This is a genomic window from Candidatus Aminicenantes bacterium, assembly GCA_011049425.1.
In the GTDB taxonomy this organism is placed as follows: Bacteria; Acidobacteriota; Aminicenantia; order UBA2199; family UBA2199; genus UBA876.
Genome location: DSBM01000019.1, coordinates 1 through 22,030 on the forward strand (window position 1 = coordinate 1; position 22,030 = coordinate 22,030).

The window sequence follows — 22,030 nt, forward strand, 5'->3', positions numbered from 1 at the left end:
AGGTTCCGGGGACCCATGGTCTGAGACGGAATGGTCGGCTGAGGGGTACTCCCCGAAGACGAAAGATGGCCTCGGAAACATCCCGAACATCCACCATGGCCATCTTAAGCCGTCGAAGACCGCAATGGGTCCGGACCGAAGTGGTGAGCGGTGATTTATGCCCGAAAGGGTACTCTTCAAAGGCCTTTCCCTTTTTAAACCAGAGTGACGTGCAAACCCACATAAAATGGAAGAGAACCTTTCTTTTCAACTTTGATTATCCAAAAATCCGTATTTAAATGCTTACAAGCACCGTCCCCAGCACCAGTTTGTGCTACAATCAGCCCGAAATGGAGAATCCACGCAAATGCATTATATGGATGTTTGCGGTCCTTGTCCTTTTGCCGGGGTTTCCTTTGCTTGCGCAGGCGGAGAAGGACGATCCGCCCTACCAATCCCCGCTGAAGCGCCACAACGGTTTCAGCAGCGCATTCCAGGATTTTCGCTCCGGCCATTTCCATGGCGGGGTTGATTTTCGCACCTTTCAACAAACCGGGCTGCCGGTATACGCCATTGCCGACGGAAACGTGGTAACGTTGCGCATGGTGAGACGGGGCGGCGGCCGCGGCATCTACCTGCGCCACCATGACAAAAACACCTCATTGTACTTTCACCTGGAACGCTTCGCTCCAGGCTTGGAAGCAATCTTGAAACGCCGGCAACAAAGGTTGGGCACGCGTTATGTGGGCAATATCGCACTCAATCCGCCGCTACCCGTGCAAGCCGGTGAGCTGATCGGCTGGTCCGGCGAAACAGGTTCAGGTTTTCCCCACCTACATTTGGAGATCCGCGATAAAACGGGGGCGAAGCTGAATCCGTTCCCCCTTGTGCGGGCCGGTTTCCAGGATCGCAATGCACCCGAATTGGATGCGCTGATCCTGCGCACGCGGGCGGACGGCACGGCAAACGGCAGGGTGGGGGAGCTCCGCGTTCCCCTTGAACCGGGCCGGGGAGTTTACACTCCTTCCCGCCCGATCGTGATCACAGGCGAGGTGGACGTGGTCAGCGGCGGACGTGATATCTCGGACAGCGGCCGCCCGGTGGCCCCGAAACGGGTGTCGGCGCAACTGAACAACGAGTTGGTGTTTCAATTGGTGTTCTCGCGTTTCACCTGGGAAGACAACAATCAGTTGGGGTTTGTGTACGACATGCGCGAATCCTCTCCCGGCAACTTCTATTTTAACCTGTTCGCCCAGCCCGGTTACAATCTGGAGTCCTCCGGAAAAGGTCTGAGTAGAGCACTGGCCGCTTGCCGGCCCGGATCCCACCGGGTGATAGTGGAGTGGGAAGACCATTTCGCCAACCGCAGCCGCGGTGTGGTGCCGATTGAAATTCGCGCACTACCCCGCTTGCGCATCGGCAAAAAGGAAAGGAGCGGGACGTGGCTGTTTGTCGAGGTTGAGGCGGTCGACGCCCCGGGCGCGGAGCGGGTGGACCTTGTGCTGGTTGATGATAGCGGACGCGAGATCTCGACCTTTCCACTGGATATATCCCGGCCTCTCCCGCAACGCCTGCAACTGGCGGAGCCGCATCCCGCGCGGGTCTTGGAAGTCCGCTGCGTCACCCGCGATACCGTATACGCTGTAAAGCGCTTTGGCGTTGCCACGGAAGATCCGTTACAAATGGATCGCGTCAACCTGAACCCCTGGATAACCGGCGATACCGTTCTGATCCGGGTGCGAGAGCCGATCCTGGGTGAAGAAATCCTGCGCATGCGCCCGGCTATGGCGGGTGCCGCCTGGAAAGCGCCCTTTTCCAGCCTGGACGGGCTGGTTTTTTCCATGGAAGGGGTTGTGGCGCAAGTCGCCTCAACTGCTCCCGAGCATTTGCTGGTGCTGCAATTCGCCCTCGAGAAGAACGGCTCTTTGCGCTCCATGGTTCAAGAAACCCTGCGCGTTGTGCGCCTGGTGCCGGGAAAGCAGGCGCATTTCAAATGGAATGACTTTTCCGCCCGATTCCAGCCAGGCACAGTGCGCGCGCCGCGTTTAATGCTGGCGGAGCAGCGTTCCCATCCCGCGCCCTTTCCCTTACTTTCTTCCCAGGTCAGCCTAAAGCCACGCCATTTCGCTTTCCTGGACCGGGTCGAGTACACATTCACCTCAAAGGTTGCCGATCCCCACCAGGCCGCGATTTTCCGCTGGGACTCGCGGCGCAAAAAATGGAACTACGTGCCCACCCGGTTGGATTCACGAACCCATCGTTACACCACCCGGGTGCGCGTTTCGGGAACGTATGCCCTGCTGCGGGACAACCTGCCCCCAAACATATCTTTTTCCAGCGTCGCCGGGTCCGAACTGCCGCGCATTATCATTACCGACAAGGGAACGGGCGTGGATGACCTTTCGGTAATGGTGCGCATAGACAACCACGTGGTGGAAGCGGAATACGATCCCGATCGGCGCTGGGTACTCTTCCCGGATCCCCCGAAACTCAATCCCGGGAAGCACCGGATGCGGGTGGAGTGCCTTGACCGGGCCCGAAACCACGCCGTGGGTACATGGAACTGGGAAATCGCGGCTGCCGCACAGGAAAGTGGTTGACCCGCGGCGGCAGTTCGATTACCATAGGCCCATGAAAAAAGCTGAACACACGGCCTGGATCCTGGCCGTTATATTGTTGTTTCAACCCTTTGCCGTCCTGGCCGCTGAGAGCGGCGCTCACCCGGTTCAGGAACAAACAGAAGCTCCGCCGGATGAGAAAGCAAAAGCGCGCGATCGCGAAGATCATGCCGATCCGGAATCGGATTCAAACAAACGCCGTTTTTTTCGCGATTTCTGGCAGGATGAAAAACGATTGTGGTCCTCTCCGTTCCGCGCTTCCTCTAAAGACCTGCTGGTGTGGGGGGGGCTGCTGGCGCTTACCGGAGTGTTGATTCACAACGATGAAGCCATTTACCGCGACATCAAGGAATTTCAGGCGGAACATGAATGGGCGGACAAGGCCACTCCTTTCCTGTCGGACATGGCCCAGGGATATCCCTTTGCCCTGGCCGGAGCCATCTGGGTCACCGGCGCCCTGACCCGTAACGACCATGCCAAGGAAACCGGCTACCTGGCCCTGCAGGCCATGCTCCATTCCTTTGTCGTGGTCCAGGTGGTCAAGCACCTGACCGGCAGGGCACGGCCGTCCGCGTTTGGGGGAGAGGACCGCTGGGCCGGACCGGCGGGCTTTTTCAAGCGTTACGAAGAGGGCAAGTGGTCTCATTACGATGCCATGTTTTCCGGGCACACCATTACCTTGTGGTCGCTGGCCACTGTCCTGGCCCACCAGTACCGCAAGAGTGTGGTTGTTCCCGTACTGGCGTACTCCCTGGCCACCCTGGGCGGGCTGGCCACGATTACCGATGATTTGCACTGGATCTCCGACGTGGTGGTGGGCGCCGCCATCGGCTATGCCATCTCCCGCTTCGTAATCCGCAGGCGTTCCAAAAATTTCCAGATCGCGCCCGTGATCCACCGCGACGGCGTGGGCATCGGCGTCCGCATCTTATTCTAGTTTCCCGGAGGCAACATGCATATTCCCATCCGCAACCTGATGATTGGGTTTGCCTGCGCGCTGCTGGTGGTTGCGCCCGGCAAAAGTTTTGCCGGAGACGACAAACAGGATTGGGAATTTTCTCCCTTTTCCCTGGGCGGTGAGCTGCTTTTTCTCTTGCCGGGCGCCGGCTTTCATACCAGTTTCCTGGAAAACTTCGCCGCCGACACCACCATGATGGTGGAAGAGAGCAACGGATTCGCCCTGCTGGACAATCCCAGGGTGTATGTGGACGGTGAACCCGCCAACCAGGTGCAATGGCGCTATGCAGGCGCTGACACCACCTCGGCCCTGAATCCCGGCGCTCCCGGTTTCATGGTTCCCCTGGCCGCGGTGAACGAGTACAGGATCGTCAGCCGTTTCCCCGCTGAAACCGAGGCGGGAATCCACATGGATGCCACCCCGACGGGCGCAAACGGCAGCCGGCTGCTCTTTTCCGGAGTGTTTCCCGACATGGGAGGCCTGGGCCCGGGCGCGCAAACCATGATCCTCAACCACGCCTACAACCGCGCGGACCGTCTCTATTCCACCCGGCGCCGCTTTCACCGCGCCTGGAACGTCTCCGGTCGCTGGCAGAAACAAATCGGCAAAGGTGTGCTGCGACTGTCCCTGGGCGCCATGGAACGGGAGCGGGATTTCAACGACTTCAACCAGCGGGACACGACCTTTAACGAATCCGGGCGGGCCGTACTGGGGTTGGGTCATTATCGCAGCCGGGTTTCGGGAAACGGGCTGGACCTTTACACCGGCGTCAACCTGGTGCGGCGATCGGCGCTGGATGCCGAATTGGGCCGGCTTCCCCAGGAGGTCGCGGACCTGGATCGCGCTGTTTTCATGGCCGGCATGCAATGGCAAGTGCGAAAAGGGGCGCAAGTTCGCGCCAACCTGCTGGTGGAATCTGAATCCCGCCTGCCCGGTGCGGCTTTCATCAAGGAGATGATGGACAACGACGGCGACGGCATGTGGCCGGAGTGGCAGCGAGGGGATTTGACCTCGGTCACGGCCGCTGTTAACGGTAGTTTGCCGCTGGTGCGTTCCGCCGCATTCGGGCTGGAGCTGATGGCTGAAACGCGCCAGGTATGGAACAGCGGGGAAGAGGTGGCCCCGGCGCTAACGGGAATGGTTTTTGCCGATCAACCCTGGCTGGGAATCGATTGGCAAGCGGGAAGCCGCTACCGTCACCGGGTGTGGAATCACCAGGCCGGTGTGATCGGCCGGCTGGAAGTCTCTCCCCGCCTGGTATTCAACGGCCGGGCCGGGGTGGTTCAGAGCGGACTCGCCGGCGTTTCCACGCAGCGTGATTTTTCATGGTGGAGCGCGGATTGGGATGTCGGGTTTTTGTGGAAAGCGGGGCGGCGTACCCGCCTCAGGTTGGCACTTGGCGCTTCGCCGGTAAAAATCACCCCGGATGTGGGGCGTTTCCTTGAATTGCGGCGGCCGTTGGGGCTGGTGTATCACTGGGTTTCGGACACAAACAACGACGGGGCTTTTCAACTCCGGGAAGCCGCATCCATGTACGGATTGACCGGCGGCCCCGCCCACGTGGTGAACCCGGACCTGGAAGCGCCCCGGCGGGAGCGCCTGGCTCTGGAGTTCTCGACGCCGATTTCCGCCAGGTGGATGCTGGATGTAAGCGGCATGCTGAAGCGTTTCCGCGGCCTGCTCGGCGTGGATTACGCCGCACAATACGGGCATCTGCAAATGGTGGACCAGCGACTGCTCTACCTGCTCGACCGCCCCATCGAGGCCTACAGCCTGAACAACACCAGTTTTGAGGATGATCCCTTTTACGCCCAGTTTCGCTTCGCAGTCAGCGGGCGCGGCCGCGGCTGGTTGTTTTCCTTTTCTTTCATGGCCCACATGGGCATGGGCAGCGCTCCCTTCGGCAACGGTGCGGTCGCCAACGACCTGGGCACCCTGTCGGAATGGCAGGCGGGGCCGAACGCGCGTTTCAACGCGTTCGGCAGGTTGGACGGAGACCGGGCGTTCGTGGCCCGCATCTACACCGTGTTCAACCTGGCCCGCAAGTTGTCTTTGGGAATCACCATGAAGTACCGCGACGGGAATCCATTTGCCTTTATCGATGCCGTGGAAACAGAGGGTCAGCGCGTCCTGCTCCTGCAGACGATCCGCGCCGAAGACAGCCGCGGCCGCAAGGGCGGCCCGCGCGAGTGTTACCTGTCCGATTGCAGCGTGCAGCTCAACTGGCGCATGCGCCTGCTGGGGACGGATACCGTATTGAGTGCCGCCGTGTTTAACTTGCTCGATTTCGGCAGCGAGTTGTCTGAATACGTGTTTTCCGGCGGTTCACGGGATGCCATGGAGTTGCAGATCCCCCGCAGCCTGCGCGTCTCCCTGCTCATGTCCTGGTAATGCCGCTGCTTGCCGCCGCTTCCCCGGCTGTGATATATTAAGGGTATGAAAATCAGGGCCGTGCAGTTCTCACCTTGGCTGGGTGATCTTAAGTCCAACCTGGATGAGCACGAAATCCGCATCCGCCGTGCCCGCGAAGCCGGCTGCGACCTGGTGGTGTTTCCGGAATTAAGCCTGACGGGTTATCAACTTCAGGATATCGTATTCGATGTGTGCCTGCGCCAAGGGGATGAAACCTTTTCCCGTTTAGAGCAAATCAGCCGGGATATCGATGTCCTGGTGGGCGCGCCGCTGGAAGAACCCGCCGGAATCATTCACAACTGCGCGCTTTACTTTTCCGCCGGGAAATTGCTGCATTGCCATCGCAAGGTCCAGTTGCCCAATTTCGGCATGTTCGAGGAGCGGATGCTCTATTCGGCGGGTGAGGAATTCCGCACTTTCCCGGTAGGGGGATTCACGGTTGGCCTCTTGATCTGCCGCGAGATCCTTTTTCCCGTGAACGCCTGGCTGTACTACCTGCAAAACGCCGACCTGGTTATCGGCATATCCAACAGCCCTTTCCGCGGCATGGGAAAGGCAGGGTTTTCCTCTTTTTCCCTGTGGGAAAACATGGGTTACGTGCACTCCGTTTTTTACCACCAGAACTATCTGTTTGTGAACCGCACCGGCTTTGAAGACGGTATCGGTTTCGGAGGCGGTTCCTTTTTCGCTCCCGCGGGCAAAGGTATTCAGACCCGTGCCCCTTACTTGGACGAGGCGGAGATGGATGTGGAAGTGGATCTGGAAGCTGTCCGGCGCGCGCGGCTCTCCGGTAATTACCGCCGTGATGAACGCCTGGATGTGATCCGCCGCGAATTGGAGCGAATCAGCCATGATTGAACTGGATTATACGCAGGTTGAAGCGGTCCTGGTGCGCTTTATCCGGGATTTCGTCCACAAGAACGGCTTTGAAAACGCCGTTCTGGGTGTGTCCGGGGGGCTGGATTCCGCTGTTGCCTTGAGTCTCACCCGCCTTGCCCTGGGCCCGCGGCATACCCGGGCGCTGTTCATGCCGTACCGCCTCTCTTCTCCGCAAAGCCCGGCCGACGCCCAGGCACTCTGCCGGGAACTGGAAGTAAAAGCAGAGACGGTAGAGATCACATCCATGGTGGATGCCTACCTGGAGTCATTCCCCACGGACAATCCCGTGCAGGTGGGAAACCTGTGCGCCCGGGCACGCATGATGGTCCTGTTCGATCATTCCGAACGCTACCGCGCGCTGGTGATCGGCACCTCAAACAAAAGTGAAATCCTGATCGGTTATTCCACCATTTTCGGTGACTCGGCCGCGGCCTGCCTGCCCCTGGGTGACCTGTACAAAACCCAGGTGTTCGGCCTGGCGGCCCACCTGGACATTCCCGCACAAATCCGCAACAAGCCCCCTACAGCCGATTTGTGGGACCAGCAGACCGACGAAGGCGAAATCGGGTTGACCTACAAGGAGCTTGATCGCATCCTTTTCCACCGGGTTGAAGAGCGGTTGCGGGTGGATGAAGTCGTGGCCCTGGGCCATGAGCGCGAAACCGTGCTACGGGTCGAAGATATGATCGTTCGCTCCCAGTTCAAGCGCGTCATGCCGCCCGTGGCCAAGTTGCAGAACCGGTCCGTGGGCATCGATTTCCGCTACCCGCGCGACTGGAAGCGATAGTCGCGGAATGAGCCTTTACATCGTTCCGGTTCCCATCGGCAATCCAGCCGACATCACCCGCCGCGCCGTGCAGGTATTGGAAAGCGTGGACTTTCTCGTGGCCGAGGATACCCGACGTTCCGCCCGCCTGCTGACGCATCTGGGCATCGCCAAGCCGGTGATGAGTTATTTCAGCCCGCGGGAAAAGGCCAAAGCCGGGGCCATTCTCAAACGTTTGCAGCGGGAGTCGGCCGCGTTGATCAGCGATTCCGGCACGCCGGTGATCTCGGATCCGGGTTTCCTGTTGGTCAGGGAAGCCATTTCTCGGGGTATTCCCGTTGTGCCCCTGCCCGGACCCACCGCGTTCGTGCCGGCTTTGTGCGTTTCGGGCCTGCCGGCGGATCGCTTCCTGTTTCTGGGATTTCCGCCGCGTCGCAGAAACGAGTTGGAGCGCAACTTGCGCACGCTGGCCGCCCAGCCGTTCACCCTGGTTTTTTACGAATCTCCGCGCCGCATCCTGGATCTGCTGGCGGCTTTGTTGCGGGTATTCGGCGACCGGCCTTTTGCTTTGGCGCGGGAACTGAGCAAAAAACACGAATCGGTTGTTCGCGGCAACCTGGCCACGCACACGCAGGATCTGGAAGGCGAGCCCATGCTGGGTGAGATGGTGCTGGTCGTGGGCGGATATGCCGACGGCCAGGCACAAAGCGGCGAGGTCACAGTCACCAACCGTGAAGAGATCCTGCGCCTGCTGGAAGAGCGTTTCAACCTGGATCGCACTGCGGTCCGTGACGCGTGGATGCGCAAATCACCGTCTTGAGCGGGCAAACGGGGCTTTGTCTGCATCCGGCAATGGTGGTATAATGCGGCTTCATGGCTGATTACAGGTATATTGCGGTGGACGGATTGGTCCGTTCCGGAAAAACGGAACTGGCCCGGCGCATGGCTGCAGCCATGGATGCGCGCCTGATCCTGGACAACACGGAAAATCCCTACCGCGCCCAGTTTCTTACCGACCTGGAACGGGGTGAGACGGAGGGTTTCTTAAAAACCCAATTGATCCATTTGCTTAACCGTTACGAACAGCAGATTCAGATCCGCCAGAAAGGATTGTTTCAGAAAACCACCATCAGCGACTACATTTTTTTCCGTGATGGTATCTATGCTCACCAGTTACTGGGGGACGAGGAGTTGGATATCTACAAAAAGATTTTTCGCTTGTTTTCCGACCAGGTCTGTCAGCCCGACATGGTGGTCTACCTGCAGATCTCTTTTGCGGAAATGATGCGCCGTATCCGCGAATCCGGCTCGGCCGCGGAGCGCGATGTGCCCCGCGAATACTGGCGCGAGCTCTTTGAGGCCTACAACTACTTTTTCTTTAACTTTAAAAGCGCGCCCCTCCTGGTTGTAAACATGGAAAAACTGGACATCAGGGAAAAAAATGTAATGGAAGGCCTGTTGCGGGAAATCCGCGACCACCGCCTGGGAACCCGGTACTATGCCCCGCTCTGAAAATCAAAAGACCGCAGGAATCGCGGGTGCTGTCAAAGTGACCTGAATGAAGGTAATAAAGGAAATCAAGATCCTGAGAAGGCGGTTGAACCCATTTGCCGGCCGCAAAATCGGTTTGGTGCCGACCATGGGCTGCCTGCATCGCGGCCACATGAGCCTGGTTTGCGCCGCTGTAAGCGAGAATGACTGCGTAGTGGTGTCCATTTTTGTGAACCCCGCCCAGTTCGGTCCCAACGAAGACCTGGACCGATACCCACGCGACTTGGAACGGGATTGCCGCGTGCTGGAAGCCGCCGGGGTGGACTTTACTTTTGCCCCAACCGTGCGGGAAATGTACCCGCGCGGATTCGTGACCCGGATCGATCAAGAGATTCTGGGTAACCACCTGTGCGGCCGGCAACGCCCCGGTCATTTCAGCGGTGTGTTGACCGTGGTGGCCAAGCTTCTGGGAATCTGTCGTCCGGACCGGGTTTATTTCGGGGGCAAGGACGCCCAGCAGGCGGTCATGGTCGCGCGCATGATCCGCGACCTCGACATGGACGTTGAGATGAGAATCCTGCCTGTTGTTCGCGATGCGGACGGACTGGCCCTGTCATCGCGCAACCAATACCTGAGTCCACAAGAACGCGAGCGGGCCTTGATTCTGCCCCGCTCCCTGGACGCCGCCCGCAAACGAATTGAAAGCGGAGAGCGGGACGCCGGCGCATTGGCTCGGGAAATAGAGAATCGCATCTCTCAATTTCCCGGTGTCACGGTTGATTACGTTGAAGTCGTCAACCTGGATGATTTGCAGCCGGTTTCAGAGGTTCGCCCCGACGAAAGTACGCTGGTGGCCGCGGCGGTTCGTGTCGGCACCACCCGTTTGATTGACAATTTCATAGTAGGAGAATGATAGATGTTGATTCCATTTATGGTATCCAAGATTCACCAGGCCACGGTGACGGCAACCAACCTGGACTACATGGGCAGTATATCCATAGACGAAGAGATCATGGACAGCGCCGGACTGCGGGAAAATCAGCAGGTTGACGTATACGACATCACCAATGGAAACCGCCTGACCACTTACGTGATCCAGGCACCCCGGGGTTCACGCAGCATTGAATTGAACGGCGCCGCCGCCCGCCTGGTGAAACCGGGTGACCGCATTATCGTTGCGGCTTACGCCCTGATTGATGAGCGTGAACTGGACTCGCGCAGCGCCGTGATCCTGTTGATGGAAGCAGACAACCGCGTTACCAAAGCGGTCCATCGCCGCATATAAACCGCAAAACAGTGGAATTACCGAACCACACACCATAAGGAGAAATCATTACAATGAAGCGAGTACTGGGAATGGGCAATGCCCTGGTGGACATCCTTGTCCGCCTCGACAGCGACAGCGAACTGGGAAAACTGGAAAAGGGTACCATGACACTGGTTGACCGTGTGGGCATGCATGATGTGATGCTGGGAATCCAGGCCATGGATGTGCAACGATCGGCCGGCGGCTCAGCAGCCAACACCATCAACGGCCTGGCCACCCTGGGCCGGCCCACCGGATTTATCGGCAAGGTGGGGGATGATGAAATGGGCACATTCTTCCGCAGTGATATGGAAGGGCGCCGTGTCCACACCCACCTGTTTACGGGTGAAGCGGAAACCGGGCGCTGCATGGTGTTGATTTCTCCGGATCATGAGCGTACCTTCGCCACCCATCTCGGTGCCGCGGTGGAACTGGATGCCAAAGATCCGGCGCCAGAGATGTTCAGTGATTGCGCCGTGTTTCACGTCGAAGGGTACCTGGTACAGAACCACGCTTTACTGGAGACCGCGTTCCGCCTGGCTCGCCGGGCTGGCTGCACCGTCTCTCTGGATCTGGCGTCCCACAATACGGTGGACGATAACCTGGAGTTTCTGCGCCGCATGACCCGGGAATACGTGGATCTGGTGTTTGCCAATGAAGATGAAGCGCGGGTCTTTACCGGAGAAAGCGATCCCCGCCGCGCGGTTGAGGTGTTGAACCAGAGCGCTCGCCTCGCGGTGGTCAAGGTCGGGCCCGAAGGTTCGCTGGTGCAAAAAGGAAAAGAACAAATCCGGGTGGATGCGGTATCCGCCCGCGTGGTGGATACCACGGGGGCCGGCGATCTTTACGCCGCCGGTTTCCTCTACGCCCTTCTCAAGAACCACGACCTGAAAACCTGCGCCCGTATCGGTTCATTGCTCGGCAGCCGCGTGGTGGAAGTGGTGGGCGCCAAAATGGGCCCGGAAAAATGGGCCGCCATCCAGATGGAAGTGGCGGAAATCGAGAACGGGCGGACATAGTGGGCGATAGCCAACCAACCTTGCCGTTGCCTCGGCAGCGGTTTTGCGATATAATCAAAGTCCTGTTTGTCCTTGACGGATTAATTCGTGGGGCCATAGTTCAATGGGAGAACGCAGCGTTCGCAACGCTGAGATGGCAGTTCGACTCTGCTTGGCTCCACAAGTCAGACCTTTTCAGGCCATGAATCCCGAAGTGAGAGAACAGGCAAGGGACGGCATACCCTGCAAGAATGTCGTCGGAGAACGGTTCCGGGTCGCCGGGAACCGCTGCTCCGAAATCCAATCCAATCGGCGACGGAGCGAGTAACAGTATGAATATTTATGTCGGAAACATCGCGTATGAACTGACCGAAGATGAACTTCGGGAAACATTTTCCGCTTTTGGTGAAGTCGAATCCGCGCGTATTATCACGGACCGATTCACCGGGCGTTCCAAGGGATTCGGTTTCGTTGAAATGACCGATCCCGAGCAGGCCCAGAAAGCCATTGATGAAATGAACGGCCGCGAAATGGGCGGACGCGCCCTGCGTGTCAACGAAGCCCGGCCCCGCCCGGCCGGTGACCGGCCCCCCCGTGGTGGCGGCTTCGGCGGCAACCGCGGCGGTTACGACCGCTATTAATCTGCGCTGAATTTTAAACACGATCGGGGGCCCTCCGGGGGCCCCGGTCCAGCTTCTCCCTGCAAAACCGGGGACGGTGCTTGTAAACGTGTAAGTAGAGTTGTAAAGTTGAAAAGGGAAGAAGTTTATTAAATTTATCTTTTCACTTTTCCATAGCCACTGGCCCCTGGCCGATTTCTCTAATTTCTATAAGTTCTGCCAAGAAACCCCTACCTTCTGCTATCTACAATAGCCGATAAAGCTGATGGTGAAGAGCTTTTTGATTGCTTTTTCTTTGGTCATTGTTCAGACACTTGAAGCGCTGAGTAATTGCTCCGCCTTGACTTTTGGGCCTGTGAAAGTAATAATAGGGCTTCTGATTGGGGGTTAAACCATGTGTGGCGTCATTGGTGTATACGACAACGAGGAAGTAGTCGGCAAACTCTATAACGCCATGCTGACCATTCAGCATCGTGGCCAGGATTCCGCCGGCATGCTGACATATGATGGTCGCTACCACATCAAAAAGGGCAATGGTTTGATCCGTGATATTTTTGATGAGCGCAACATCATGCGTTTGCGGGGTCACATCGGCCTGGGCCATACCCGCTACCCGACCGTGGGTGAAGGCTCGGTAGAGGACGCCCAGCCGTTCTGGATCAACTATCCCTTCGGCATGGCGGCGGCCCACAACGGTAACGTGACGAATTTTTCCGAACTCAAACGTGAATTGTTTGAAAAGAACCATATCCTGACCAACTCCAACTGTGACGTGGAGGCCATCCTCAACATTTTCGCCACCTACCTTCAGGCTTACCGCACGCGGCCGATTACGCCGCAAGTGATCTTTAATGCCGTGCGCTACGTGTACCGCCGGGTCAAGGGCAGTTATTCGGTGGTGATTCACATCGCCAATCTGGGGATGGTCGCTTTCCGCGACCCGTTCGGCTTGCGCCCCCTGCTTTTCGGTACCCAGGTAGACGGCATGGTTCCGGCGTACGCGTTTGCCTCTGAAAGCGTTTCATTGGCCGCCATGAAATTCTCCCGGATGCGTGACGTGGAACCCGGATCCGCGATCTTTATCGACCGCGACCGCCGGGTCCACGAAAGCCGCATTTCGCGCAAGCCTTTTCGTCCATGCATTTTTGAATACATCTATTTCGCGCGGCCCGATTCCTACCTGAATGGCATCAACGTTTATACCTCGCGGGTGGAACTGGGGCGCAGCCTGGGGAAAAAGATCCGCCGCCTGCAACTGAAAGTGGACGTGGTGGTACCCGTTCCCGACTCGGCGCGCGCCGCCGCGATTGAGATCGCCAACGCACTGAAAGTAAAATACCGCGAAGGACTGGTTAAAAACCGCTATATCGGGCGCACATTCATCATGCCCGGAGATCCCGTTCGTCAGCTTTCCATTCGACATAAACTCAACCCCATCGCCGAGGTGTTCCGTGACAAAGACGTTCTTTTGGTGGACGATTCCATTGTGCGCGGCAATACTTCCCGTTCCATTATCCAGATGGTGCGCAATTCCGGGGCACGTTCGGTCCACTTCACCTCCTATTCAGCCCCGCTGACCCATCCTTGCGTTTACGGCATCGACATGCAAACCCGTAATGAGTTCGTGGCCGGGAATTCCACTCCCGAACAGATCGCCGCCAAGATCAACGCGGATTCCGTGATCTATCAGGATCTGGACACCATGGAGCGGGCGGTGCGCAAGCAGAATCCCAAGATCCGCCATTTCTGCAAGGCATGTTTCACAGGACATTATCCCACCGGTGATATTTCCCGGCGCATGCTCGACACGATCGAGGCGGAACGGGACGCCCAGCATGCCCTGGTCCGGGAAGGGTAACTGCGGCGAATGGCTGAATTCTCACCACTTTACGGCCGGCTGGACGAAGTCAGCCTGCCACGGGTTTTGCACCACATGTCGCGTGAGTCAATTGACGGTGCGTTGCGCGTGGATGCGGACGACGGCGGCGTGACCATCCATATTCTGAATGGACGCATCCGCTGTGTATTTGCGCACCCGGATGTCGCTTCCATTGATGAGTGGCTGTTGGAAAAGGGCGTGCTCAGTCAAGGAAGAAATCTGGAACGGGCCCGTGAACTCATGTCCCTCGAATCCATCCCCTTCGGCCGCGCCATGATGAACCTGGATTTCTGGGATCCCGAAGTGTTCTGGGAATGGGAAACCAATTATCAGTTGTTTCACCTCTATCGCTGCTTTGATAGCGAGAAAGGAACCTACAGCGTGACCACGGGAACGGACACCGCGCCGGCATGGGTTTCACTCGATCTCTCTCTGCACGCCGCCATTGCAGAGGGAATCCGTCGCATGCGCAATGCGGCTGTCATCCAGCGTGAATTGGCCGGGGTGCGTGCCCTCTTTATATACAAAAAAACCCCGCAAACAGACCTTGTGCTGAACCCCTACGAGCGGCATATACTGGATTTGTTGATTCGCGAAAGCGACCTGGAGAAAGTGGTAAAGAACAGTTTTTTCCCGGCTCCCCATACCCGGCGTATTTTGTTCATGCTGCTGGCCGCGGAGTGGGTATCCACTCGTCCCCCGGACGAAAAAATTTCGCATCAGCGTTCAAAAATTTCCGCAAAGCAGACTTCCTTTAACTCTTTTGAAGATGCGTTGAATTACTACAACCAGAAGTATGAAATGGTGTTCCGCGTGCTTTCCAAAGAGATCGGACCGATTGCGCTGTCGATCCTGCAGAAAGCCATAACCGGGATCAGCGACAACCTGCCGGCCAGTCTGCGACGGGCGCAGTTGGGTGCCGGCGGCGGCCTGGAAGAAGAACCGGTATTGAAATCGCTATGGTACCAGGATTTTGAGCGCGCCATCGGGGAGTTTCTGCGTGGCCTGGAAGAGATTCTGTACGCGCAGATTTACGCGGTGAAACGCCACCTGGGAGTCGAAGTTGAACAACAGATTCTGAAATGGCTGAATCGCAACGGGAAATAGCCCGGCGGCGCCAGGTCATGATCGTGGCTTTCATTCTGTTGGTTATCCTGGTGGCTGCCTGGTTGGCATGACTCAACGCCTTTCTGAATTCCCAGCCGTCCTGGTCCAGGTCCTCGGCCCCACCGGGGTGGGAAAAAGCCGGCTGGCGCTCCTTCTGGCGCAAAAGTTCAACGCCGAAGTGATTTCGGCGGATTCCATGCAGGTTTACCGGGATTTCGATATCGGCACGGACAAGCTGCCGCTGTCCGGCCGTAAGGGAATACCCCACCACCTGATTGACGTGGTGGGGGATTGCTCTCAGTTTAACGCCGCCCGCTTCCTGGAAACCGCTTTCGCCGCCGCGGAAGCGATCCGGAAGCGAGGCAAACTGCCCCTGGTATGTGGCGGCACCGCCCTCTATCTGCGCACCATGATCCGTGGCCTGTTCCCCCAAAGCCCGTCTCGCGTGGTAAACCGCCGGCAATTGCAAAAACTGGCGGCGCAACAGGGCCTGGATTTGCTTTGGCGGCGCCTGCAAGCGGTGGATCCGGAATACGGCGCCGGCGTAAACCCGCGTGATGGTGTGCGCATCATGCGCGCCCTGGAGATCTACTACAACCATGGAGCCCCCCCCAGTCAGGTATTCAAACAGAGCCGCACGCCTTTTCAGTCGTACCGCTTTCTCCGCATCGGTTTGACCATGGAGCGTTCGCTCCTGTACGCGCGTATCGACGCCCGGGTCGAGCGCATGCTGGAGCGGGGTCTGCTGGATGAGGTTTGCCGGTTGCGGCGGCGTTATCCCCCGGAATGTCCGCCTTTTCAAGCGCTCGGTTATCGCGAGATCGCATCGTACCTGGACGGAGAATGCGATTGGGAAGAGACCGTTGAACGCATCAAGCGCCATTCGCGGCAACTCGCCAAGCGCCAGTTGACCTGGTTCCGCCGCGAAAAGGATATCCACTGGTTTTCACTGGACCAGGAGGAACAGGTTTTTGATTTGCTTTGGACTCGGTTAGAGGAGTTGACCCATGGCTGAGCGCGTTCTGGTAGCCGGGATGTTCGCCGCCCAGCGTCCCCTGCTGGAGATCCGCTCCATTCTGGAAGAGATGGCGCAGTTGACCCAAAGTGCCGGCGGGGAAGTGGCGGGTAGCCTGTTTCAGCGACGCCGCTCCCCGGATTCCCGCACCTTGATGGGACGGGGAAAAGTGCGTGAAATCGCCGCACGCGTTCAAGAAGAAAGCCTGGACCTGGTGGTTTTTTTTAATTCATTGTCCCGCATCCAGCAACGCAACCTGGAGTCGGAACTCGGGTGTCGCGTGATTGACCGCACCAGGTTGATCCTCGACGTATTCGCCATGCGTGCCCGTTCGTTGGAAGGAAAGCTTCAGGTGGAATTGGCGCAGTTGACTTATATGTTGCCCAGGCTGACCGGCCGTGGTGTGGAACTCTCCCGCCTGGGAGGAGGAATCGGCACCAGGGGTCCGGGTGAAACCAAACTGGAATCCGATCGCCGCCGCATCCGTGATCGCATCGGCGTGGTGCGCCGGCGGCTGGATAAAGTGATCCGTGATCGCGACGTTCAACGCCGGGCCCGCGCCCAGCGCCCGGTTCCCCTGGTTTCCCTGGTGGGATACACTTCCGCCGGCAAATCCACCCTTTTCCGCAGGTTGACGGGAGAGCAAGTGATCGTGTCTCAACGCTTGTTTTCAACCCTGGATCCGTTGCTGAGACGGGTGGACCTGCCTGATATCCAGCCCGGTTGCTTTTTCCTCTTGTCGGATACGGTGGGTTTTATTCGCGACATGCCGGCGGAACTCTTTCGTTCGTTCCGCGCCACCCTGGAAGAAGTGGTGCACGCGGACATCCTGCTCAACATCATGAACGGCGCCGCGCATGATTCCGATTTTCAGGAACACGAAGTGTTGCGGGTGCTCGATGAGATCGGCGTGTCCCGCGACCGGGTAATCAACGTGGTCAACAAAATCGATTTGCTGGCCGGGTCCGCGTGTGAATCCCAACGCAAAGATGGGTTGCGCGTATCGGCCCGAACCGGGGCAGGCGTTGACCAGTTGCGCCGGGAAATTTTCGACCGTTGGTTTGCCGACATGGAGCGCTATACCCTGAGCATCCCGCGTGTGGATTTCAACATGACCGCGCTTGAGAAATGGGCGTTGGTGCTGGAGCGCAGGGATCTGGGAACAAGCGTGGAAGTGACGCTTTTATGCCGGCCGGAAAAAATGCTACAATACAAAGACAGTCTGGAAGGAGGCCAACCATGAGATTCTGGGTCCTGATCGTCGCGTTTGCCCTGCTGGCCGGTTGCGTCGGTGCGCCTCGCGTTCGAACTGAAGTCAGCATCCCCAGCCTGGAAACCGCGGCAGTAGGCGTGGATGAAGCCTACACCGCTGGTTGGCAACGGCTGCGATCCGGAGATACCCGCAAGGCAATGGATATGTTCCGCCGCAGTCGCGCCGACGAGGATCGCCTGTACGTGGCCTTCGGTTTCGTTTACCTGGTTCGCGGTAACCTGGACCTGGCCCGAAAAAATTTCCGGGATGCTTTGACCCTGAACAGCGACAGCGCCTCGGCCCGCCTGGGAATGGCCGAATACCACCGCAACCAGGGCGACATGCGCGAAGCGTTCCAAATCTACTCGCGTCTGCGCAGCGAATTTCCCGATAATCCATGGGTTCACTTGCGGCATGAACAGATCCGTTCCCGCCAGACCGAAAAGTGGTTAAGTATCGCGGACCGGCTGGAACAGAGCGACAACCTGGGACCGGATTACCGCGTCGCTCTGGAGAAAGCCCTTTATTACTCTCCGGATATGCCGGCCCTCAAGCAAAGATTGGCGGAGTATCTGGAAAAGAAGGAAGGAGGAGATCAGGTCGTAGAAGTCTATCGCGACATCGTTGAATCCATGCCGGGAAACCTGGAAGCCATGCAAAAACTGGGTCAACTGTATGAGGAGAAGGATCAGTATGATCAGGCCCTGTTGGTCTATCGGCGTCTCCAGGAAAAGGATCCCGGCAACCTGGACGTCCTCAACCGCATCAATGCTCTGAAAATGCGCTTTAATGAAACCGATATGCCTGTGCGCCTTAAAAACATCTATTTCAAAACGGATTTAACCCGCGAAGAGTTGGCCGCCCTGCTCGGGCATTACTTTTCAGACGAGCTGGTGATGAATGCCGCGCCAAAGATCATTACCGACATCCAGCATTCATTTGCCCGCGAAGCCATTGTCAAGCTGTGCAGCCTGGGTATCATGGACTTGCGCCCGGATCACACTTTTGGTGTCGGCAATCAGGAGGGTCTGAAAATAACCCGGGCGCGTTTTGCAGTGGTAATGCGCAACCTGATCATGCACCTGGAAAACCAGGGGATCAGGCTGGATCTTTCCTCCGGCAGAGATCTTCAGCAAGCATCCGATGTGTTGCCCGTACACAACCAGCATGACGTGATCCATTTCATGATCAACTCCAGCCTGATGGAACTGGATGGGGAGGGGCGTTTCCGTCCTGCCCAAGACATTACGCCCATCGCCGCTCTGAATTCCATCCTGAAGATCCGCCGCAGACTGGGGACGGTGCTTGTAAATATGTAAATACGGATTTTTGGATAATCAGAGGTGAGTTGGAGAGTTGAAAAGGAACGAAGTTGAAAAGGGAAAGCAGGGGGCAGCTTTTCCTCTCCAACTTTCCAACTCTCCAACTCTCTCCCTAAAAAAAAGGGCAAACCCCGAAGGATCTGCCCTTGTCCATTTCTGGGTAAAACGGGTTATCCCTGCTGCTGCAGGTCACCCATCGTAAACTTGTCTTTCTTTGTATAGCCTTCCGGGATGGCGTACGCATCCGCCGGGGGGGCTTTCTCGGTAATTTCCGTAACCTCCATGGTGGTGCGGATGTCCTGGCCCATTACGTTTACAATGGTTTCCATGGCCATCCAATACCCCTTGACCTTCTGCATCTCCTGAACCGCTTCATCGGAGAGGCGCATCTGGGCCTTGAGCATCTCAGACATCATCTGCTCAGATACTTTCTGCCAGTCGAATGAGACCTTGTCGGAAGCGAATACCTTCATCTTCATTTTCATCATCATCATGTTTATGTCCACATCGAAGCCCCGGCAGGGAAGGCCGGCAACGGTCCGGGTTTCGTTGTTGGGGGTCACCTTGACGGTGATCGAGCCCATCATGGACTTCATCATCTGGGCGACTTCGGGCGGCATGTAGTCACTCATGTCAACCGGGAGCTGCATGGGGATGTAGCTCTTGTTCTGGTGATTGACCATGTACATCATCTTCTCTTCAAGGTTCATGATGACGGACTGGGCTTCCATGTGGGAAGCGAAACGGTTTTTGCCGATCCACTGCACGGTGTCCTGATCCTTGGCGGGAGTGGTTTGTCCCATCATGGTGACTTCATCGGTGTGGGTTTTCTGCTTGATGTAGATGTCCGCCTGGGCGAGGCCGGCGGTAAAGGCCAGAATCGCAATAGCCAGTACGAGTTTTTTCATTTCTCCTCCTGTGATTCATCCCGGGAAAGTGACCCGTGGATTGGCTCAATGGTACGTCTTTGCGATATGTAAGTCAACAGCCAAAGCGTGGCTCAATAACGCGGGACTTTCTCGCCGCGGGCTTTTCTGCTATAATCTTCATCACGCGCCTGTAGCTCAGAGGATAGAGTATTGGTCTCCGGAACCAAGGGTCGCAGGTTCGACTCCTGCCAGGCGCGCCATTCCGTTTTTTTTAACGCAAAGGTAGTCAATAATGGAAAAGCCTTGAAATCAAAGCCGATTTCAGGTATATTATAGTGTGAAGCAAGAGATAATCTTAGCCATCAACCCTGGATCCACCTCTACAAAACTGGCGGTATTCAAAGACGATCAACAGTTGTTTGACGCCGGTTTGTCTCATTCCGCCACTGAATTGGGACAATTCGCCCGCATTATCGACCAGGAAGAGTTCCGCACCCGCCTGGTGTTGGATTTCTTGAAAGACAACGATTTCGATACCAGCATACTCACGGCGGTAGTCGGCCGCGGCGGCCTGCTTCCTCCCCTGGAGTCCGGCACCTACCGCGTAAACGACGAAATGGTGAAGTACCTGCGCGAGTCCAACTGGGAGCATGCCTCCAATCTCGGCGCATTGATTGCCCTTGACATTGCCCGCCCCGCCGATATCCCGGCGTTTATCGTAGACCCTGTGGTGGTGGATGAGATGCAGGACCTGGCCCGAGTAACCGGTGTTCCGGAAATCAAACGGGTCAGCATTCTGCACGCACTCAACCAGAAGGCCGCGGCCCGCGAAGCCGCCCGTAAGTTGGGAAAATCCTATATCGAGTGCAACCTGGTGGTGGCGCATATGGGCGGAGGTATTTCCGTCGGCGCCCATCAACGGGGACGCATTGTGGATGTCAATAACGCCCTGAACGGTGACGGTCCGTTCAGCCCGGAACGGGCGGGATCCGTACCGACCTGGCCCCTGATTGAATGGGTTCTTTCCGGAAAGTATTCCAGGGACGAGCTCAAAAAACGCATTACCGGCAAGGGCGGTGTAGTTGCCCACCTGGGCACCAACGACATGCGCGAAGTCGAGCGCCGGGTGAATCAGGGAGATGAAAAGGCCGAATTTATCCTGCGGGCGATGGCCTACACCTTGGCCAAAGAGATCGGTGCCATGGCCACGGTCATGAGCGGCCGGGTGGACGCGGTCGTCATGACCGGTGGAATCGCTTTTGACAAGCGCTTTGTGGAATGGATCCGTGAACGCACGGATTTTCTGGCTCCCACCATCGTTTTGCCCGGCGAGGACGAGATGCGCTCCCTGGCTTTGGGAGGGCTGCGGGTGTTAAATGGAGAAGAAGCGGCGCGGGACTGGACATTGTAGTCCCGTTAATATGATCACGAATACAGACGGAATCGAGCATTCAGGAGATAAATCATGAAACCCATTCGAACCCTTGAAGAAATGGAGGTTCTGGTTAAAGCCAAAGAGACGCCAACCGTGGTCGTAGCTTATGCCCAGGAAGAAGACGTTTTGAAAGCCGTTGATCGCGCAGTGAGTGAAAACATCGTGAAAGCAGTGCTGGTAGGGGATGAACCCCTGATTCGCGACATGTGTAAAAATCTGGATATCGACGCGGATTCTTTTGATATCGTACACGAAGTGGATGAAAGGAAGAGCGGCCTGGTGTCGGTACAGTTGATCCTGGACGGCAAGGCCGATTTTCTCATGAAAGGCCTGATCTCCACGCCCTATTTCCTCAAGGCCATTCTGAACAAGGATTTCAACCTGGTGAAGAAGGGAGCGGTTCTGTCTCACACCACGGTGCTGGAAATGCCCGCTTACGACAAGCTGCTCATTGTTTCCGATGTGGCCATGATTCCCGATCCGGATTTAAATCAGAAAGTGGCCATGATCAATTACAATGTCAAGGTGATCGCCGCCCGGCTGGGGATTGAAAATCCGCGCGTGGCCATTGTGACGGCGAACGAGAAAGTCAGTGAAAAAATGCCCGCGACCATCGATGCCGCCCTGCTTGCCAAAATGAACGACCGCGGCCAGATCAAGGGTTGCCGCATAGACGGCCCCCTGGCCATGGATGTGGCCATTTCACAGCGGGCCTGCAAGATCAAGAAACTGGAATCCAAAGTGGATGGGCAGGCTGACATCCTGATTTTCCCCAACATTGAAACCGGCAACGTATTCTATAAGACCTGCACCTACTTTGCGGATGCCAAACTCGCCGCCATTGTGACCGGGGCGCCTTTCCCCGCAGTGCTGGTCTCCCGCGCGGACGACGACGATTCCAAGTACTATTCCATCGTCCTCGCCGCCGCCCTCATCTAACTGGGGACGGTGCTTGTTTTTATGTAAATACGGATTTTTGGATAATGAAAGTTGAAAAGTTGGGTTCTCTTCCATTTTGTGTGGGTTTGGGGGTTATGCATATTTGAAAAAATGATAAGGCTGCATGAGAGTACCCTTTCGGGCACAAATACCCAGAGGGCACAGGTCACCGCTCACCACTTCGG

General features: G+C 57.2%; 19 protein-coding genes and 2 tRNA genes. 20 read left to right on the forward strand and 1 reads right to left on the reverse strand.

Annotated features, from left to right (window positions below):
• Nucleotides 1–278: 278 nt before the first annotated feature.
• The 17 genes from ENN40_01360 to ENN40_01440 all read left to right on the forward strand — a co-directional run bounded on the left by ENN40_01360 (nt 279) and on the right by ENN40_01440 (nt 18,599).
• Nucleotides 279–2,579, forward strand: coding sequence for a M23 family metallopeptidase (locus ENN40_01360; GenBank protein ID HDP93991.1), 2,301 nt, complete (start codon nt 279–281; stop codon nt 2,577–2,579).
• 31 nt (nt 2,580–2,610) lie between these two features.
• A complete protein-coding gene (locus ENN40_01365) occupies nt 2,611–3,534 on the forward strand; it encodes a phosphatase PAP2 family protein (protein HDP93992.1) in 924 nt (307 codons plus the stop codon).
• A gap of 15 nt (nt 3,535–3,549) precedes the next feature.
• On the forward strand, nt 3,550–5,946 hold the full coding sequence (locus ENN40_01370) for a hypothetical protein (protein HDP93993.1): 2,397 nt from the start codon (nt 3,550–3,552) through the stop codon (nt 5,944–5,946).
• Between the two features lie 45 nt (nt 5,947–5,991).
• Complete coding sequence (locus ENN40_01375; GenBank protein HDP93994.1) at nt 5,992–6,825, forward strand: hydrolase; 834 nt, start codon at nt 5,992–5,994, stop codon at nt 6,823–6,825.
• Nucleotides 6,818–7,633, forward strand: a complete 816-nt coding sequence (locus tag ENN40_01380) for an NAD+ synthase (protein ID HDP93995.1) — start codon at nt 6,818–6,820, stop codon at nt 7,631–7,633. The genes ENN40_01375 and ENN40_01380 overlap by 8 nt, the downstream gene beginning before the upstream one ends.
• 7 nt (nt 7,634–7,640) lie before the next feature.
• Nucleotides 7,641–8,432 (forward strand): 16S rRNA (cytidine(1402)-2'-O)-methyltransferase, encoded by a 792-nt coding sequence (gene rsmI / locus ENN40_01385; GenBank protein HDP93996.1) that lies wholly within the window; start codon nt 7,641–7,643, stop codon nt 8,430–8,432.
• A 53-nt stretch (nt 8,433–8,485) separates the two neighbouring features.
• Nucleotides 8,486–9,124 carry a hypothetical protein gene (locus tag ENN40_01390; protein ID HDP93997.1) on the forward strand — a complete coding sequence of 213 codons (639 nt, stop codon included), beginning with the start codon at nt 8,486–8,488 and terminating at the stop codon, nt 9,122–9,124.
• A gap of 46 nt (nt 9,125–9,170) precedes the next feature.
• Complete coding sequence (locus ENN40_01395) at nt 9,171–10,016, forward strand: pantoate--beta-alanine ligase (GenBank protein HDP93998.1); 846 nt, start codon at nt 9,171–9,173, stop codon at nt 10,014–10,016.
• Between the two features lie 3 nt (nt 10,017–10,019).
• On the forward strand, nt 10,020–10,388 hold the full coding sequence (locus ENN40_01400; protein ID HDP93999.1) for an aspartate 1-decarboxylase: 369 nt from the start codon (nt 10,020–10,022) through the stop codon (nt 10,386–10,388).
• A gap of 53 nt (nt 10,389–10,441) precedes the next feature.
• Nucleotides 10,442–11,428: an adenosine kinase gene (locus ENN40_01405; GenBank protein ID HDP94000.1), complete on the forward strand. Its 987-nt coding sequence runs from the start codon at nt 10,442–10,444 to the stop codon at nt 11,426–11,428.
• Nucleotides 11,429–11,517: 89 nt separating this feature from the next.
• Nucleotides 11,518–11,591 (forward strand) — tRNA-Ala (locus ENN40_01410).
• 148 nt (nt 11,592–11,739) lie between these two features.
• Nucleotides 11,740–12,048 (forward strand): RNA-binding protein, encoded by a 309-nt coding sequence (locus ENN40_01415; GenBank protein HDP94001.1) that lies wholly within the window; start codon nt 11,740–11,742, stop codon nt 12,046–12,048.
• A 373-nt stretch (nt 12,049–12,421) separates the two neighbouring features.
• The gene (locus ENN40_01420; protein HDP94002.1) at nt 12,422–13,885 is read left to right on the forward strand and encodes an amidophosphoribosyltransferase; all 1,464 of its coding nucleotides are present in this window, start codon (nt 12,422–12,424) and stop codon (nt 13,883–13,885) included.
• A gap of 9 nt (nt 13,886–13,894) precedes the next feature.
• Nucleotides 13,895–15,013: a DUF4388 domain-containing protein gene (locus ENN40_01425; GenBank protein ID HDP94003.1), complete on the forward strand. Its 1,119-nt coding sequence runs from the start codon at nt 13,895–13,897 to the stop codon at nt 15,011–15,013.
• Between the two features lie 67 nt (nt 15,014–15,080).
• A complete protein-coding gene (gene miaA / locus ENN40_01430; protein HDP94004.1) occupies nt 15,081–16,028 on the forward strand; it encodes a tRNA (adenosine(37)-N6)-dimethylallyltransferase MiaA in 948 nt (315 codons plus the stop codon).
• The gene (hflX, locus tag ENN40_01435) at nt 16,021–17,271 is read left to right on the forward strand and encodes a GTPase HflX (protein HDP94005.1); all 1,251 of its coding nucleotides are present in this window, start codon (nt 16,021–16,023) and stop codon (nt 17,269–17,271) included. The genes miaA and hflX overlap by 8 nt, the downstream gene beginning before the upstream one ends.
• Entirely contained in the window at nt 17,157–18,599 is a 1,443-nt protein-coding gene (locus ENN40_01440) for a tetratricopeptide repeat protein (protein ID HDP94006.1), read from the forward strand. Before hflX ends, ENN40_01440 begins: the two co-directional genes overlap by 115 nt.
• Nucleotides 18,600–18,772: 173 nt before the next feature.
• On the opposite strand, the gene ENN40_01445 is transcribed toward ENN40_01440, so the two are convergent.
• Nucleotides 18,773–19,510 (reverse strand): hypothetical protein, encoded by a 738-nt coding sequence (locus ENN40_01445; GenBank protein HDP94007.1) that lies wholly within the window; start codon nt 19,508–19,510, stop codon nt 18,773–18,775.
• 145 nt (nt 19,511–19,655) lie between these two features.
• Between ENN40_01445 and ENN40_01450 the strand changes: the two genes are divergently transcribed.
• From ENN40_01450 to ENN40_01460, 3 genes are all read left to right on the forward strand, one after another.
• Nucleotides 19,656–19,731: transfer RNA gene (locus ENN40_01450), tRNA-Arg, on the forward strand.
• 77 nt (nt 19,732–19,808) lie between these two features.
• On the forward strand, nt 19,809–20,882 hold the full coding sequence (gene buk / locus ENN40_01455; protein ID HDP94008.1) for a butyrate kinase: 1,074 nt from the start codon (nt 19,809–19,811) through the stop codon (nt 20,880–20,882).
• 54 nt (nt 20,883–20,936) lie between these two features.
• Complete coding sequence (locus tag ENN40_01460; GenBank protein HDP94009.1) at nt 20,937–21,845, forward strand: phosphate butyryltransferase; 909 nt, start codon at nt 20,937–20,939, stop codon at nt 21,843–21,845.
• Nucleotides 21,846–22,030 lie beyond the last annotated feature (185 nt).

What these genes read in the sequence shown, in the direction of transcription:
- ENN40_01445 (HDP94007.1), bottom strand. Translation starts at nt 19,510, where the DNA reads ATGAAAAAACTCGTACTGGCTATTGCGATTCTGGCCTTTACCGCCGGC.
- ENN40_01390 (HDP93997.1), top strand. Translation starts at nt 8,486, where the DNA reads ATGGCTGATTACAGGTATATTGCGGTGGACGGATTGGTCCGTTCCGGA.
- ENN40_01370 (HDP93993.1), top strand. Translation starts at nt 3,550, where the DNA reads ATGCATATTCCCATCCGCAACCTGATGATTGGGTTTGCCTGCGCGCTG.
- ENN40_01440 (HDP94006.1), top strand. Translation starts at nt 17,157, where the DNA reads ATGGGCGTTGGTGCTGGAGCGCAGGGATCTGGGAACAAGCGTGGAAGT.
- hflX (HDP94005.1), top strand. Translation starts at nt 16,021, where the DNA reads ATGGCTGAGCGCGTTCTGGTAGCCGGGATGTTCGCCGCCCAGCGTCCC.
- ENN40_01365 (HDP93992.1), top strand. Translation starts at nt 2,611, where the DNA reads ATGAAAAAAGCTGAACACACGGCCTGGATCCTGGCCGTTATATTGTTG.
- ENN40_01460 (HDP94009.1), top strand. Translation starts at nt 20,937, where the DNA reads ATGAAACCCATTCGAACCCTTGAAGAAATGGAGGTTCTGGTTAAAGCC.
- ENN40_01400 (HDP93999.1), top strand. Translation starts at nt 10,020, where the DNA reads ATGTTGATTCCATTTATGGTATCCAAGATTCACCAGGCCACGGTGACG.
- miaA (HDP94004.1), top strand. Translation starts at nt 15,081, where the DNA reads ATGACTCAACGCCTTTCTGAATTCCCAGCCGTCCTGGTCCAGGTCCTC.
- rsmI (HDP93996.1), top strand. Translation starts at nt 7,641, where the DNA reads ATGAGCCTTTACATCGTTCCGGTTCCCATCGGCAATCCAGCCGACATC.
- ENN40_01360 (HDP93991.1), top strand. Translation starts at nt 279, where the DNA reads ATGCTTACAAGCACCGTCCCCAGCACCAGTTTGTGCTACAATCAGCCC.
- ENN40_01375 (HDP93994.1), top strand. Translation starts at nt 5,992, where the DNA reads ATGAAAATCAGGGCCGTGCAGTTCTCACCTTGGCTGGGTGATCTTAAG.
- ENN40_01395 (HDP93998.1), top strand. Translation starts at nt 9,171, where the DNA reads ATGAAGGTAATAAAGGAAATCAAGATCCTGAGAAGGCGGTTGAACCCA.
- ENN40_01415 (HDP94001.1), top strand. Translation starts at nt 11,740, where the DNA reads ATGAATATTTATGTCGGAAACATCGCGTATGAACTGACCGAAGATGAA.
- ENN40_01420 (HDP94002.1), top strand. Translation starts at nt 12,422, where the DNA reads ATGTGTGGCGTCATTGGTGTATACGACAACGAGGAAGTAGTCGGCAAA.
- ENN40_01405 (HDP94000.1), top strand. Translation starts at nt 10,442, where the DNA reads ATGAAGCGAGTACTGGGAATGGGCAATGCCCTGGTGGACATCCTTGTC.
- ENN40_01425 (HDP94003.1), top strand. Translation starts at nt 13,895, where the DNA reads ATGGCTGAATTCTCACCACTTTACGGCCGGCTGGACGAAGTCAGCCTG.
- ENN40_01380 (HDP93995.1), top strand. Translation starts at nt 6,818, where the DNA reads ATGATTGAACTGGATTATACGCAGGTTGAAGCGGTCCTGGTGCGCTTT.